This is a genomic window from Achromobacter veterisilvae, assembly GCF_900496975.1.
Taxonomy (GTDB): domain Bacteria; phylum Pseudomonadota; class Gammaproteobacteria; order Burkholderiales; family Burkholderiaceae_B; genus Achromobacter; species Achromobacter veterisilvae.
In genome coordinates, this window is sequence record NZ_UFQC01000039.1 from 44337 (window position 1) to 59226 (window position 14890).

The following is a 14890-nucleotide window of genomic DNA, read 5'->3' on the forward strand; positions in this document are numbered from 1 at the left end:
CCGCCGCAAAGGTTGACGGGCAAAGCCGTATATTCTAGCGCGACGGTAAAATTTTGCGCAGTTTGCGCGAATTTCTGTCCATACCGCGGTTATCGGCGCGCTTATTCGCGGAAATTCCGCGACGGACCCGCCACGAGACGCTATCCCCTGGGCTCCACCCAGACCCTGCCCCGATGGCAGCGGATGACGTGGCCGGCCTGCTCCACCCGCAGTTGGCGGTCGTGGCCCAGGCTGTGCAGTCCGCGCAGTTGGCGCAGCAGGTCCCGCATGCGGGCGTCGGTGGGCATGCGCGCGCCGTTGCGCTCCAGCCAATGCCGCAGGACGTGCGCCTGCCGCGCCTCGGACAGGCCGCGCCACGCTTGCAGCGAAAAGCTGGCCCCGTCCGCGCCGGGATCGAGCGCCGCGAAATCCTCCCGCGCCACCTCGTCCAGGATTTCGGCCGCCTGCGCCATGTGGCGCGCATGCCGGGCGACGATGGCCCGCCATCCCGGCCAGCGGGCGTCCAGCACCGGCGCCAGCAATTCGCGCAGGGCCGCCCGCGTGTAGCGGGGGTCCGCATTGGTGGGATCCTGCACCGGCCGCCAGCCGCTGGCGTCCCGGACCGCGTCCGCCGCCCGCAGGATCGTTTCGCGATCGAGCTCCAGCCAGGGGCGCACATAGACCACGCCATCGCGCCGCGAAACGGGCGCCATGGCCGCCATGCCCGCGAGCCCCGTGCCGCGCAGCAAACGCAGGAGCACGGTTTCCGCCTGGTCGTTGCGATGATGCGCCAGCAGCACGTGGGTCGTTCCCTGCGCATGCGCCAGTTGCGCCAGCGCGGCGTAGCGGGCGTCGCGCGCGGCGGCTTCGATGCCCTTGCCCGTCGCCAGCCCGACCTCGACGCGGGCTTCCGACAGCGGCAGCCCCAGGAGGGCCGCCAGCGCGCCCACCTGCCGCCCCCATTCGTCCGCGTCGGCCTGCAGGCCGTGATGCACGTGGAAGAGCGCGACGCCAATGCCAAGCTCGGGCGCCACGGCGGCCGCGTGCACGGCGAGCATGGCCGAATCCGCCCCGCCGCTCACCGCCACGGCGATGCGCGCGGGACGCTCGGGCAGGGCCAGCAGCGCGCGGCGCAGGGCCGCAGCAAGATCGGAAGACAAGGGGAGCGGATGGACCGCGCCCGCCTCATCCCGATGAGTGGCGTCGGGCGTTTGGCGGGCGGTCATGATGGGAGGGCGCGTGGCGCGTGGCCGCGACGCCGGCTCGGGGCCGGCGCCTCGGGCCGCTTCAGGCGCGCACTTCCTGGTAGGCGCCGTAGGACAGCAGGCGCTGGACGCGCTGTTCCACGAGCTGTTCGGGCGTCATGCCCTGGAGCTGGCGCAAGGCGTCGCCCAGCGCGCGGCGCAGCAGGCGGGCCATGACGCGGGGATCGCGATGGGCGCCGCCCACCGGCTCGTTGACCACGCGGTCCACCAGGCCCAGGTCTTTCAGGCGGGGAGCGATGATGGCCAGCGCCTCGGCGGCGTCCGGGGCCTTGTCGGCGCTGCGCCACAGGATGGACGCGCAGCCTTCGGGCGAGATCACGGCGTAGGTGGCGTATTGCAGCATCAGCACGGCATTGCCGACGGCGATGGCCAGGGCGCCGCCCGAGCCGCCTTCGCCGATGATCGTGCAGATCACCGGCACCTTCAGTTCGGCCATGGCGTACAGGTTGTGGCCGATGGCCTCGGACTGGCCGCGCTCTTCGGCGCCGATGCCGGGGTAGGCGCCCGGGGTGTCCACGAAGGTGAACACGGGGATGCCGAACTTCTCGGCCAGGCGCATCAGGCGCAGCGCCTTGCGGTAGCCCTCGGGACGCGGCATGCCGAAATTGCGGGCGGCGCGTTCCTTGGTGTCGCGGCCCTTCTGGTGGCCGATGACCATGCAGGGCGTGCCGTTGAAGCGCGCCAGGCCGCCGATGATGGACTGGTCGTCGGCGTACATGCGGTCGCCGTGCAGTTCGTGGAAGTCGGTGAACATTTCGCGCACGTAGTCCAGCGTATAGGGACGCTGGGGGTGGCGGGCGACCAGGGCCGTCTGCCAGGGCGTGAGCTTGGCGTAGATCTCCTTGGCCAAGGTCTGGCTCTTCTGCTGCAGACGTCCGATCTCGTCGGAGATGTCCACCGCCGAATCGGCCTGCACGTAGCGCAGCTGCTCGATCTTGTTCTCAAGCTCGGCGAGCGGTTGTTCAAATTCCAGAAATGTATTGCGCATGTAGTGTGGTTCCGTAGATGGGCTGCCTGGCGTGCGTCAGTACTGGACCGGAGTCGGTTCCAGACTGCGCCACAGATACCAGGTCGCCACGGTACGCCAGGGTTGCCACGCCAGCGAGACCTCGCGGGCCTCGAAGCGAGAGACAGGCTCGCCGCTGAAATAGTGTAGCGAGATTGCCTTGAGCAACCCAAGATCATCCAGCGGCAGAACGTCAGGCCGCTGCAGATTGAAAATCAAAAACATCTCCGCCGTCCAGCGCCCGATGCCCCGGATGGCGACCAGCTCGGAAATGACGGCTTCGTCGTCCATCGCCGCCCACTTCTCGGGGTGGACCCGCCGTTCGCCGAAATGCACGGCAAGATCCAGCACGTATTCGGCCTTGCGCTGGGACAGGCCCGCCGCGCGCAGGCCGTCGACGCCGACGCGCAGCACGGCGACGGGCGTGGGGCGCTTGCCCACGGCGTCGATGAACTTGGTCCAGACGGCGTCGGCCGCCTTGGAAGAGATCTGTTGCCCGACGATCGCCCGCGCCAGCGTCACGAAAGGCGTGCCGCGCGAAGTCAGCCAGACCTCCGGATGCTGGGGGATGATCTTCTTCAGGATGCGGTCGCGCCGCATCAGGTGGGCTACGGCGGCTTCCCAATACTCAGGCTTGGGAATCTCGAGGTCGGCGGTAGGCATGGCGGGCGTATCCTGGGGGCTCAAGCGCGACGCCATTGCGTCAGGCCACCCGGTTTGTCGTCCAGCTCGATGCCGGCCTCGCGCAGTTCCGCGCGGATGCGATCGGCTTCGGCGAAGTCGCGGGCGGCCTTGGCGGCGGCGCGCGCGTCGATCAGGGACTGGATGGCCTCGGGGTCCAGCGCGCGGCGCTCGCCCTGCTCCATCGCGGCCGCCGAATAGCGGGTGGGCGACTGGAAATAGGCCGCCGGATCCTGCTGCAGCAGGCCCAGCAGGGCCGCCAGCGCCTTCATCTGGCCGGCGCTGCGCGCGCTCTTGCCGCGATTGGCCTCGGAGGCCAGCTCGAACAGGGCCGCCACGGCGCCCGAACTATTGAAGTCGTCGTCCATGGCCGCCTTGAAGGCCTGGGCCTGGGGCTCGTTCCAGTCGATGCCCTGGCTGTCGGCGGGCACGTTCTGCAGCGCCTGGTACAGGCGGTCGAGCGCGTTCTGCGCGTCGATCAGGTTGTCGGGCGTGTAGTTCTGCGGGCTGCGGTAGTGGTTGCGCACGATGAAAAAGCGCACCATTTCCGCTTCGCGCGGATTGACGCGGTAGGCGGCCTGGTCGGCGGCCGGCTCGTCGAGCGCGACGGTCTGGCGGATGGTGCGGAAATTGCCCAGCGACTTGGACATCTTGTCCGAGTCGACCATGAGCGGGCCGCAATGCATCCAGATGTTGGCCAGGGCGCCGCCGAAGGCGCCTTCGGTCTGGGCGATTTCGTTTTCGTGGTGCGGGAATTTCAGGTCCGGACCGCCGCCGTGGATGTCCAGCGGCAGCCCCAGCAGGGCCTTGCTCATGGCCGAGCACTCGATGTGCCAGCCCGGGCGGCCCAGGCCGTAGGGCGATTCCCATTTGGTGTCGGCGGGTTCCTCGGCCTTGGCGGACTTCCAGAGCACGAAGTCCAGCGGGTCGCGCTTGGCCGAGCCCACAGCGACGCGCTCGCCGGCGCGCAGGTCGTCCAGCGTCTTGCCGGAGAGCTTGCCGTAGCCGGGAAAGCCGCGGACGGCGTAGTTCACGTCGCCGTCGTCGGCCTGGTAGGCCAGGCCGTTCCGCTCCAGCTTGCCGATGATGTCCAGCATCTCACCCACGTACTGGGTCGCGCGGGGCTCGCGGTCCGGCGCCTCGACGCCCAGCGCCCGCTCGTCGGCGTGCATGGCCTCGATGTAGAACTCGGTGACTTCGCCGATGCGGCGGCCGGTCTCGACGGCGCGGCGGATGATCTTGTCGTCGATGTCGGTGATGTTGCGCACGTAGTCGACCGCCAGGCCGCTGGCGCGCAGCCAGCGCTGCACCACGTCGAAGGACACCAGCATGCGGGCATGGCCCAGATGGCAGAAGTCGTAGACGGTCATGCCGCACACGTACATGCGTACCTGCCCAGCCTGGGCCGGCTTGAACGGTTCTTTGGTACGCGACAACGTGTTGTAGATTTGCAGCATGGCGCTCTATTCGGCTTCGTCTAAATTTTCCGTGGCGGTTGCGGAAAGTTGCCGCCGAAGGAAAATGCCTTCGGCGCGTGCCGCCGGGGTCGGATTGCGATCCCGCATCAAACCCCTGCCCAGGGCCCCCGACCCTTGCCCCTGCCCCCCGCCATTACCCTACTATCCATCGAGCCATGGCGCGGCCATTTCCGGGACTGTGTTCCTGGCGGCATTGTCGATTGCTTCGTCGATTTTCTCGCCAATACCGCCGACAATACCGCCGGACCTCTTGCCCGATGTCGAGCCAAAACCCAACCGGGGCTAAAATGGTGGTCGTCAAGTATAGCAAGCGGCCCGGTCGCGCGCGTAAGCGATGACCCGCCATGACTTTTAACGGATGACCACGTGACTATCAAGCCGCGCTTTCGCGTCGCCCTGCTCGCCCTGGCCCTGGCGAGCGCGCCGATTGGAGCCTCTCTGGCCCAGTCCATGGCCGGCGGCGCGGGGGAGAACCCCAACGCCAGCCGCACCACCCTGGATCCCATCCCGCCCGAAGGCGGCTGGGAAGGCCTGGCCAATCTGCTGGAAGCCGTCAAGCCCGGCGTCGACACGCGGCTGGCGCCCTCGCCCTCGCAGATCACGACGTACATCGAGCGCCTGCTGAACCGCGGCGACAACGAAGAGGCGCTCGCGCTGATCGAAAAGCGCCAGGCGGAAACCCAGGGCCAGCGGGGCACCGACGTGCAGTTGATGTTCCAGCACGCGCGGGCGCTGGCCGCCCTGCACCGCACGAACGAAGCCATCGACGTCTACACCGAGATGACCACCCGTTACCCGGAACTTCCGGAACCCTGGAACAATCTGGCGGCTCTATATGCGGGTCGCGGCGAACTCGAAAAGGCGCAGGATTCCCTGCAAATGGCCTTGCGCGCCGACCCGGGCTACGCCGCCGCGCGCGCCAACCTGGGCGACCTGCAGCTCCTGCAGGCCCTGCGCACCTACAAGAAGGCCGCCAGCGACGGCGTGCCGGGCATGCACGACAAAGCCCGCGAAGTCGAAACCATGTTGAAGGATAAACAAGGCAAATGATGTCCCGCTTTTCTCCTCTCCACCTGCTGCGCCTGACGGCGTGCTCGTTCGCGCTGGCCGCATTCGCGCCGGCGCTCGTCAGCGCCGCCCCGGCGGCCGATTCCTCCACCTCCACCTCTGAAGGCACAAAAGCCATGAGCACCAATCCCCGCGTCAAGCTTCAAACGAACCAAGGCGACATGGTCATCACCCTGGACGCCGCCAAGGCGCCCAAGACCGTCGAGAACTTCCTGACCTACGTCAAGGAAGGCTTCTACAACGGCACGGTGTTCCACCGCGTGATCGATGGCTTCATGGTCCAGGGCGGCGGTTTCGAACCCGGCATGAAACAGAAACAGACCCATGCCCCCATCGAGAACGAAGCCAACAACGGCCTGAAGAACGACAAGTACACCCTGGCCATGGCCCGCACCAGCGACCCGCACTCGGCCACGGCGCAGTTCTTCATCAACGTGTCCAACAACGACTTCCTGAACTTCACCGCCCCCACCCCCAACGGCTGGGGCTATGCCGTGTTCGGCACCGTGACCGAAGGCACGGACGTGGTCGACAAGATCAAGGGCGTGAAGACCGGCAACAAGGGCTTTCACCAGAACGTCCCGAACGAGGACGTGATCATCGAGAAGGCCGAAGTTCTTGAATAAGATCAGTCTGCCCGGTCCCATCTGGCTGGCGTCCGACCTGCATTTGGGGCCGGGCACGCCGGCCACTTCGGAGGCCTTCCTGGGCTTTCTGCAGGCGGCGCGCGAAGAAGCCGCCGCCCTGCTGCTGCCGGGCGACATCTTCGATGCCTGGATCGGCGACGACGTGATCCGCGCCGCGCCGCCGTGGCTTGCCACGGCGTTGACGGCGCTGCGGGACACCGCCGCGCGCATCCCCGTGTGGCTCGGCCGCGGCAACCGCGATTTCCTCATCGGCGAAGAACTCGCCAAGGCGCTGGGCGCGCGGCTGCTGCCCGAGCCGGCGCTGCTGGAAACGGATTTCGGTCCGGTCCTGCTGACCCACGGCGACGAATTCTGTACGGACGACGCCGCCTACCAGCAGTTCCGCCAGATGGTCCGCAACCCCCAGTGGCAGGCGGAGTTCCTGGCCAAGACCATCCCGGAGCGGCTGGCGATGGCGCAACAGGCCCGCGGCGAAAGCCAGGCCGCCAACCAGACGAAGTCCATGGAGATCATGGACGTCAACGCCGGCGCCATCGAAGGGATCTTCCGAGACACCGGCGTGCGCGTCCTGGTGCACGGCCATACGCACCGTCCCGCCCGCCACGTGCTGGAGGTCGACGGCAAGAAGCGCGAACGCTGGGTGCTGCCCGACTGGGACTGCGACCACGTCACCCCGCCGCGCGGCGGCTGGCTGGTCATCGACCGCGACGGTCTTCAGTTCTACGATCTGGAAGCGTAGGATGGGTGGAGCGCGAGAGTTCTTAAGCTAGAACACCGCCCTCCAGCGCGCGAAACCCATGCGGCCGTGGGCAGACAGTGCCCGGCATCCCCGGGGTGTCTGACACCCGAAGAGACAACCTTCGGCTTGCACCAGCGTTTCAGGGGTGTCAGACACCTGCATAGGCAGACAGTGCCCCGCAACGGTCAAAAAAACAGTCTACCCACGGCCGCATGGGTTTCGCGCGCTGAGCACCGAGGTTCTTGCCTAGGAACTGCCGCGCTCCACCCATCCTACAAGGGCCTCCCATCTCGCGAAGCCTTCAGCGGGTGAAGACCCAGGCCGCGACCACCGCCCCGAAAACGATCCGGTACCAGGCGAAGACGCGGTACGTGTGGTTGGCGACGAAGCGCAGCACGGCGCGCACCACCACCATGGCGCTCAGGAAGGCGGCGATGAAGCCGACCGCGATGCCCGACAGGTCCTGCTGGGTGAGCAGGTCGATGTTCTTGTACATGTCGTAGACGGCCGCGCCCAGCATCGTCGGCATGGCGAGGAAGAACGAGAACTCCGTCGCCGTCTTGCGCTGGATGCCGGCGATCATGCCGCCGATGATGGTCGCCCCCGAACGCGAGGTGCCCGGGATCATGGCCAGGCATTGCGCCACGCCCACGCCCAGCGCCTGCTTCCAGGAAATCTGTTCCAGCGTGCGGGCCGTGGCGCGTTCGTCGGAAGCCGTGTCGTCGGCCGCGCCCGGCTGGTCGCCCGGCGTGTGGTGGGTCTTGCGCTCGACGTACAGCATGATGAGGCCGCCCAGCACCAGCGTCACGACCACCACGCCGGGATGGTAGAAGATGCTCTTGATGGACTTGATGAAAATCGCCCCGATGACGGCCGCCGGCAGGAAGGCGATGATCAGGTTGCGGGTGAAGGCCATCTCGCTGGGCACGCCCGTGAAGGTGCCGCGGACCAGCCGCAGCAGGCGCGCGCGGAAGACCCACATCACCGCCAGGATGGAGCCCAACTGGATCACGACCTCGAAGACCTTGCCCTGGCTGGACTGGAAATTCATCCAGTCGCCCACCAGGATCAGGTGGCCGGTGCTGGACACGGGGATGAACTCCGTCAGGCCCTCGATGACGCCCAGGACGAAAGCTTTGATCAGGTATAGCGCGTTTTCGGTCACGATGCGGAGTCGGTCCAGTTAGTCGTTGGCAAGGGAGGCGTCGTCGGCATGCAGCTCTTGGGGCCGCTTCTCCACGCGCACCAGGGCGATGCGGCGGCCGTCCATTTCCAGGACTTCGAAGCGGAAATGGTCGTGATGGATTTCGTATTCGCAGACGTCGCCCGGCTTGGGCAGATGCCCGAAACGCGACAGCAGGTAGCCCGCCAGGGTGGAGAAGTCCTGGGCTTCGTCGACCAGCCCCTCGGTCTCGAGCACCTGCTCGACGTGGTGCAGGTCGGCGGCGCCGTCGATTTTCCAGGTGTTGTCGCCGTCCGCGACGATGTCGGGCAGTTCGTCCTCGTCGGGGAATTCGCCGGCGATCGCCTCGAAAACGTCGATGGGCGTCACCAGCCCCTCGATCGCGCCGAATTCGTCGGCCACCAGCACCAGTTGGCCGCGCGAGCGCTTGAGCGTGTCCATCAGGCGCAGGATGCCGATGGCCTCGTGCACGATGATGGGGTCGCGCAGGCGGTTGCGGCGCACCCTGCCCTCGGTGATCAGGTCGGCCACCAGGTCCTTGGCGCGGGCGATGCCCAGCACTTCGTCCAGCGAGCCCCGGCAGACGGGGAAGAAGCTGTGCGGCGCCTCGGTCAACTGGCGGCGGATGGTTTCCGGATCGTCGTCGATGTTGATCCAGGAAACGTCCGTGCGGGGCGTCATGATGGACCGGATGGAACGCTCGGCCAGCGTCAGCACGCCGCTGACCATATTGCGCTCCTCGACCCCGAACGCCGGAATGGCCGGGCCGTCGGCGCTGGGCAGGTCGGGTTCGTCGGCCGGCGGGCGCTTGCCCAGCATGCGCAGGACGGCCGAGGCCGTGCGTTCGCGCATGGGGCGGCGCGCGTCCAGCTTGAGCAGATTGCGGCGCGCCACCTGGTTGAGGGCTTCGATGGCCACCGAGAAGCCGATCGCCGCGTACAGGTAGCCCTTGGGCACCTTGAAGCCGAACGCTTCCGCCAGCAGCGAAAAACCGATCATCAGCAGGAAGCCCAGGCACAGCACCACCACCGTCGGATGGGCGTTGACGAAGCGCGTCAGCGGCTTGGACGCCAGCAGCATGATGCCGATCGCGATGACGACCGCGATCATCATGATGGCCAGGTGGTCCACCATGCCCACGGCCGTGATGACCGAATCCAGCGAGAACACCGCGTCCAGCACCACGATCTGCGTCACGATCACCCAGAAGCTGGCATACACGCGCGGCCCCGAGGAGCCGCCGTGCTGGGAGCCTTCGAGGCGCTCATGCAGTTCCATGGTGCCCTTGAACAGCAGGAACAGGCCGCCGATCAGCAGGATCAGGTCGCGCCCCGAGAATGACAGCGGACCGATGGAAAACAGGGGGGAGGTCAGCGTGACCAGCCATGACATGACCGACAAGAGGCCCAGGCGCATGATGAGCGCCAGGCTCAGGCCCATGATGCGCGCGCGGTCGCGTTGCGCAGGGGGCAGCTTGTCCGCCAGGATGGCGATGAAAATCAGGTTATCGATTCCCAGGACGATCTCAAGGACGACCAGGGTAAGCAAGCCGACCCACGCGGTGGGGTCCAGCAGCCACTCCATCAGGAGCTCCAGAAGTTACACGACCGGTAATCGTACATGGAAAATCCGTGACACGCCGGTGACGGGCCCCCTCCGTACGCCCGATGCGCGGGCGGTTTAGCCCGTTGGAACCAGGGCTTTTTTCGCCTTGGACCGCCCCCGGGGCAAAAAAAAACCGGCCCAGGGCCGGCGTCCGCTTGCGGGGACCGATCAGTCGCTCAGCTTGAGCGTGCCCTTCATCATGGCCCAGTGGCCGGGGAACGAGCAGAAGTAGGCATAGGCTTCGCCCGGGGTCAGCTTGGACACGTCGAGCGTCACCGAATCCGACTCGCCGCCGCCGATGACCTTGGTGTGCGCGATGACGCGCGCATCGCCCGCCTTCACGTAATCCTGCGCCAGGCCGGCGCCCATGCCGTCCGTGGCCACGCCCTGCTTGTCGGCCTCTTTGGTGAGCACCCAGTTGTGGCCCATGGCGACCTTGGCCATCTTGCCGACATGCTTGAGATGCACGGTGAACTGCTTGCAGCTTTTATCGACGACCATTTCCTTCAGGTTGTACTGCATGGCGTCGTTGCTTTCGATGGTTGCTTCGCATTGAGCGGCCAGCGCGGGCAGGCTGGCTGCGGACAGAACAATGGCTAGGGTGGCTTTTGCCAGCATGGAGACTCTCCGTAAACATGGCGGCCATTCTTCGACTCGCGCGAGGCACATGCCTGCGTCGCTGCCGCCACGCACCAGTCTAGGACGGCGCGCAACCCGCGCTATTGACCGACATCAATGCCGCCCCGTTCAGACGCGGAAAAATCGGGAAATCCCCATGCCCCGTAGGGGTATTGGCGTTATACAAGCGCCGATATTGCGCCCATTGACAAACCGCAATACGAACCCTTCGGCATATTCGTAGGATGCCTGCAAACAATTGCAAACAAGAAGAGTTCGAGCATGGAAGGCAGCACGGCGGCGGGGCTACGGTTCATTCGGTTCATCCAGGCGGCATTTCTAGCCCTGCTGCTATGCGCGTCGGGCGCCGGCATCGCGCAGGCGCAGCGGCTGCCGGACTTCCTGGCCGCCACGCCGATAGGCGAACTCTTTCCCGGCGCCGACCGCGTCGACGCTCCGGCCGGCAAGCCGATGGCCGCGAAGGCCTATGCGGGCGGGCGCCAGGTGGGCGTGGTGTATCTCACCTCCGACGTCGTCAACACGCGCGGGTACTCCAGCAAGCCCATCGACGTGCTGGTGGCCCTGGCGAACGACGGGCGCATCGTCGGCGCCAAGCTCGTCGAACACCATGAGCCCATTGTGCTCATCGGCATTCCGCAAGCCAAGGTGGACCGCTTCATCGGCGGCTACGTCGGCCTGAATTTCGTCGAGTCCCCTCCCCGCCACGGCGCGCCGCCGCCCGTGGACATCATCAGCGGCGCGACCGTCACGCTGATGGTGATCGGCGACAGCATCACGCGTTCGGCCATCGCCGTGGCCCGCGCCTACGGCATCGACAAGACGGCGCCCCCCGCGCAGCAGGCGGCGCCAGCCGCGGCCCGCGTCGTGGACGATACGCAGGACGCGGTCCAATCGTGGCAGGCCCTGCTGGACGCCGGCGCCGTGCGCAATCTGCGCCTGTCGCCCGCCGACGTCGACAAGGCCTTTCGGGACTCCGGCCGGGGCGACGCCGCGGCCGGCGCCGAAGCCAAGTCGGACGACGATACTTTCATCGACCTTTACGCCGCGCTCGTCAGCGTGCCCGCGATCGGCCGCAGCCTGCTGGGCGACACGGAATGGCAGCGCCTGAAGGAAAGGCTCAAGCCCGGCCAGCAGGCCGTGCTGGTGGCGGGCAATGGCGCCTATTCCTTCAAGGGTTCGGGCTACGTGCGCGGCGGCATCTTCGACCGCGTCGAAGTCATCCAGGACGAAAGCAGCTTCCGGTTCAGGGACCGCAACCACCAGCGCCTGGCCGACGTCGCCGCGCAGGGAGCGCCCGCGTTTCGCGAGGTCGCGCTGTTCGTCGTGCCCGACGACGCCGCGCTCGACCCCGTCGCGCCCTGGCGCCTGCAGCTCATGGTGCAGCGCGTGCTCAGCGTCAACGACAAGGCGTTCGTCACCTTCGACCTGACCTATGAACTGCCGCAGGCCTACACGCGGCCCGCGGACGGCGCGCAGCCGCCCGCCGCTTCCGCCGGCAATCCCGCGGCGGCGGCGCAGGCCGCCCCGGCCGACGACCCCGCGCCCGCGCTGTGGAAGCAGATCTGGCGCGGCAAGGCCGGCCAGGTGGCGATACTGACCGTGGCGCTGCTGGTGCTGGTGGGCATCTTCTTCTTCCAGGACCAGCTCACCAGCCGCCCGCTGCTGCACGACCGCCTGCGGCTGGCATTCCTGGCGTTCGCGCTGTTCTGGATCGGCTGGTACGGCCAGGCCCAGTTGTCCATCGTGAACGTGCTGACCTTCTTCTCGGCGCTGCGCAGCGACTTCCGCTGGGAATATTTCCTGATGGATCCGCTGGTGTTCATCCTGTGGTGCGCCACGGCGATCTCGATGGTGTTCTGGAACCGCGGCGCGTTCTGCGGATGGCTGTGCCCGTTCGGCGCCCTGCAGGAACTCGCCAACCGCGCCGCCAGGCGCCTGGGAGTGCGCCAGGTGAAGATCGGGCACGGCGTGAACCAGCGCCTGTCTACGCTGAAGTACGTCATCTTCCTGCTGCTGTTCGGCTTCTCGCTGTACGACCTGGGGCTGGCCGAGCAGCTTTCCGAAATCGAACCGTTCAAGACGGCGATCATCCTGCGCTTCGTCCGCTACTGGCCCTTCGTGGCGTTCGCCGTGGCGGTGCTTGCCGCGGGCCTGTTCGTGGAACGCTTCTTCTGCCGCTATCTCTGTCCGCTCGGAGCGGCCCTGGCCATCCCGGCCCGCTTGCGCATCTTCAATTGGCTGCGCCGCTACCGCGACTGCGGCAATCCCTGTCAACGCTGCAATCTCGAATGCCCGGTGCAGGCCATCGACCCCACCGGCGAGATCAACCCGAACGAATGCATCCAGTGCCTGCATTGCCAGATGCTCTATCACCATGACCAGAAATGTCCGCACCTGATCCAGAAAAGGGCCAAGCGCGAGCGGCGCCGCCCGCCGGCGGAGGAACCGGCCGAACAGGTCGTCGTCATGCACCGCGCGCCGAACCCGAATACCCAACCTGAATCCTGATCCACCCCTTTCTTGCCGCCGGAACACGGGGGCCCATTTCTACACCACGGCGCCCGGCGCCGTCCCTACCAAGGAGTTATCCATGTCCGACAAGAATCCCGACAAGGCCGGCCTCACCCGCCGCAGCTTCCTCGGAACCGCCGCCTTCACGGGCGCCGCTGGCCTGGTGGCGGGCGCGCATATCCCCGCCGCGCACGGCAAGGACGCGAAAGCCGGCGCCAATGGCGTCCTGGGCCACGTCGGGCCCGGCGAGCTGGACGAATACTATGCCTTCAACTCCAGCGGCCAATCGGGCGAAGTGCGCGTGCTGGGCCTGCCGTCCATGCGCGAACTGGTCCGCATCCCGGTCTTCAACCACTGCAGCGCCACCGGCTGGGGCCGCACGAACGAAAGCCGCAAGATCCTGACCGAGGGCCTCACCCCCGAAACCCGCGAATACCTCAAGGACAAGGGCGGCGTCTTCCTGAACGGCGACGCCCACCATCCCCACCTGTCCTTCACCGACCGCACCTACGACGGCCGCTACCTGTTCATCAACGACAAGGCCAACAACCGCGTCGCCCGCATCCGGCTGGACGTGATGAAGACGGACAAGATCACCGAGCTGCCCAACGTGTCGGGCGTGCACGGCCTGCGGCCCCAGCGCTATCCGCGCACCGGCTACGTGTTCGCCAACGGCGAGCACATCTCGCCGCTGCCCAACGACGGCAAGGTGCTCGACGATCCCAAGAAGAACTTCTTCGCCGTCTACACCGCGCTGGACGGCGACACCATGAAGGTCGCCTGGCAGGTGCTGGTCGACGGCAACCTGGACAACGGCGACGCCGACTACCAGGGCAAGTACTCCTTCTCCACCTGCTACAACTCCGAGAAGGGCGTCACGGTGGAGGAGATGTCAGCCAACGAGCAGGACTGGGTCGTCGTGTTCAATCTCAAGCGCATCGAAGAAGCCGTCAAGAAGGGCGACTACAAGATGATGGGCGGCGTGCCCGTGATCGACGGGCGCCATGGATCCAAGTACACCCGCTACATCCCCGTGCCGAACTCGCCGCACGGCTGCAACGCCGCGCCCGACGGCATCCACGTGGTGCTCAACGGCAAGCTTTCGCCCACCGTGACGGTGCTGGACGTGCGCACGCTGGACGACCTGTTCGACGACAAGATCAAGCCGCGCGACTGCGTGGTGGCCGAACCGCAACTGGGCCTGGGCCCGCTGCACACGGCTTTCGACGGCCGCGGCAACGCCTACACCACGCTGTTCATCGACAGCCAGATGGTCAAGTGGAACATCGACCTCGCCAAGCGCGCGTACAAGGGCGAAAAGGTCGACCCGATCATCCAGAAACTGGACGTGCACTACCAGCCCGGCCACAACCACTCCACGATGGGCGAAACCCGCGAGGCCGACGGCAAGTGGCTGGTATCGCTGAACAAGTTCTCCAAGGACCGTTTCCTGAACGTGGGCCCGCTCAAGCCCGAGAACGACCAGCTCATCGACATTTCCGGCGACGAAATGAAGCTGGTGCACGACGGCCCGAGCTTCGCCGAGCCGCATGACATGTGCCTGGTCCACCGCTCCAAGGTCCATCCCCTGAGCGTCTGGAAGCGCGACGACCCCATGTGGGAAGACGCCCGCCAGATGGCCAAGAAGGACGGCGTTGCGCTCGACGACGCCGCCAAGGTCGTGCGCGACGGCAACAAGGTGCACGTGTACATGATGGCGGTCGCGCCGATGTTCAGCCTCAAGAAGTTCGAGGTCAACCAGGGCGACGAGGTCACCGTGGTGGTGACGAACATGGAGGTGATCGAGGACCTGACGCACGGCTTCACCCTCGAAGGCCACGGCATCGCCATGGAGATCGGACCCCAGGCCACGTCGTCGGTCACGTTCACGGCGGACCGCCCGGGCGTGTACTGGTACTACTGCCAGTGGTTCTGCCACGCGCTGCACATGGAAATGTCCGGCCAGATGATCGTCCATCCCAAGAAGGCCGCGTAGCGTCCATGACGTTCATCGCAATGCTGAAGCGCGGCGGCGGGAGGGCCGCCCGCGCCGCGCTGGCGGCCCTCGCCCTGGCGCTGTCCGGCGCCG

The 14890-nt window shown here is 66.7% G+C and carries 12 protein-coding genes; 5 read left to right on the forward strand and 7 right to left on the reverse strand.

Translation table 11 applies throughout. The features are described from left to right. Positions 1-140: 140 nt before the first annotated feature. From tilS to cysS, 4 genes are all read right to left on the reverse strand, one after another. Positions 141-1115 carry a tRNA lysidine(34) synthetase TilS gene (gene tilS / locus AVE30378_RS26460; protein ID WP_425265796.1) on the reverse strand — a complete coding sequence of 325 codons (975 nt, stop codon included), beginning with the start codon at positions 1113-1115 and terminating at the stop codon, positions 141-143. A 151-nt stretch (positions 1116-1266) separates the two neighbouring features. Then, positions 1267-2232 (reverse strand): acetyl-CoA carboxylase carboxyltransferase subunit alpha, encoded by a 966-nt coding sequence (locus tag AVE30378_RS26465; RefSeq protein ID WP_006225512.1) that lies wholly within the window; start codon positions 2230-2232, stop codon positions 1267-1269. A gap of 36 nt (positions 2233-2268) precedes the next feature. After that, positions 2269-2913 (reverse strand): DNA-3-methyladenine glycosylase family protein, encoded by a 645-nt coding sequence (locus AVE30378_RS26470; protein ID WP_129245216.1) that lies wholly within the window; start codon positions 2911-2913, stop codon positions 2269-2271. Positions 2914-2933: 20 nt separating this feature from the next. After that, positions 2934-4388: a cysteine--tRNA ligase gene (cysS, locus tag AVE30378_RS26475; protein WP_129245218.1), complete on the reverse strand. Its 1455-nt coding sequence runs from the start codon at positions 4386-4388 to the stop codon at positions 2934-2936. 387 nt (positions 4389-4775) lie between these two features. Between cysS and AVE30378_RS26480 the strand changes: the two genes are divergently transcribed. The 3 genes from AVE30378_RS26480 to AVE30378_RS26490 all read left to right on the forward strand — a co-directional run bounded on the left by AVE30378_RS26480 (position 4776) and on the right by AVE30378_RS26490 (position 6863). After that, the gene (locus tag AVE30378_RS26480) at positions 4776-5459 is read left to right on the forward strand and encodes a tetratricopeptide repeat protein (protein ID WP_129245220.1); all 684 of its coding nucleotides are present in this window, start codon (positions 4776-4778) and stop codon (positions 5457-5459) included. 134 nt (positions 5460-5593) lie between these two features. After that, complete coding sequence (locus AVE30378_RS26485; RefSeq protein ID WP_088141682.1) at positions 5594-6103, forward strand: peptidylprolyl isomerase; 510 nt, start codon at positions 5594-5596, stop codon at positions 6101-6103. After that, a complete protein-coding gene (locus tag AVE30378_RS26490; protein WP_129245222.1) occupies positions 6096-6863 on the forward strand; it encodes a UDP-2,3-diacylglucosamine diphosphatase in 768 nt (255 codons plus the stop codon). Before AVE30378_RS26485 ends, AVE30378_RS26490 begins: the two co-directional genes overlap by 8 nt. A gap of 301 nt (positions 6864-7164) precedes the next feature. Here the strand turns inward: AVE30378_RS26490 and AVE30378_RS26495 are convergent, their stop codons facing one another. The 3 genes from AVE30378_RS26495 to azu form a co-directional block, all read right to left on the reverse strand. Next, positions 7165-8028 (reverse strand): undecaprenyl-diphosphate phosphatase, encoded by an 864-nt coding sequence (locus tag AVE30378_RS26495; RefSeq protein WP_129245224.1) that lies wholly within the window; start codon positions 8026-8028, stop codon positions 7165-7167. A gap of 18 nt (positions 8029-8046) precedes the next feature. Further along, on the reverse strand, positions 8047-9630 hold the full coding sequence (locus AVE30378_RS26500) for a TerC family protein (RefSeq protein ID WP_129245226.1): 1584 nt from the start codon (positions 9628-9630) through the stop codon (positions 8047-8049). Between the two features lie 189 nt (positions 9631-9819). Beyond that, positions 9820-10269: an azurin gene (azu, locus tag AVE30378_RS26505; protein WP_129245228.1), complete on the reverse strand. Its 450-nt coding sequence runs from the start codon at positions 10267-10269 to the stop codon at positions 9820-9822. Positions 10270-10551: 282 nt separating this feature from the next. Between azu and AVE30378_RS26510 the strand changes: the two genes are divergently transcribed. Both AVE30378_RS26510 and nosZ read left to right on the forward strand, forming a co-directional pair. Next, entirely contained in the window at positions 10552-12798 is a 2247-nt protein-coding gene (locus AVE30378_RS26510) for a NosR/NirI family protein (protein ID WP_129245230.1), read from the forward strand. 82 nt (positions 12799-12880) lie between these two features. Further along, the gene (nosZ, locus tag AVE30378_RS26515; protein ID WP_129245232.1) at positions 12881-14797 is read left to right on the forward strand and encodes a TAT-dependent nitrous-oxide reductase; all 1917 of its coding nucleotides are present in this window, start codon (positions 12881-12883) and stop codon (positions 14795-14797) included. Positions 14798-14890: the final 93 nt, after the last annotated feature.

Excerpts from the sequence above, each read along its gene's own strand:
- AVE30378_RS26465 (WP_006225512.1), bottom strand. The coding sequence starts at position 2,232 with ATGCGCAATACATTTCTGGAATTTGAACAACCGCTCGCCGAGCTTGAG.
- AVE30378_RS26470 (WP_129245216.1), bottom strand. The coding sequence starts at position 2,913 with ATGCCTACCGCCGACCTCGAGATTCCCAAGCCTGAGTATTGGGAAGCC.
- cysS (WP_129245218.1), bottom strand. The coding sequence starts at position 4,388 with ATGCTGCAAATCTACAACACGTTGTCGCGTACCAAAGAACCGTTCAAG.
- AVE30378_RS26485 (WP_088141682.1), top strand. The coding sequence starts at position 5,594 with ATGAGCACCAATCCCCGCGTCAAGCTTCAAACGAACCAAGGCGACATG.
- AVE30378_RS26500 (WP_129245226.1), bottom strand. The coding sequence starts at position 9,630 with ATGGAGTGGCTGCTGGACCCCACCGCGTGGGTCGGCTTGCTTACCCTG.
- azu (WP_129245228.1), bottom strand. The coding sequence starts at position 10,269 with ATGCTGGCAAAAGCCACCCTAGCCATTGTTCTGTCCGCAGCCAGCCTG.
- AVE30378_RS26510 (WP_129245230.1), top strand. The coding sequence starts at position 10,552 with ATGGAAGGCAGCACGGCGGCGGGGCTACGGTTCATTCGGTTCATCCAG.
- nosZ (WP_129245232.1), top strand. The coding sequence starts at position 12,881 with ATGTCCGACAAGAATCCCGACAAGGCCGGCCTCACCCGCCGCAGCTTC.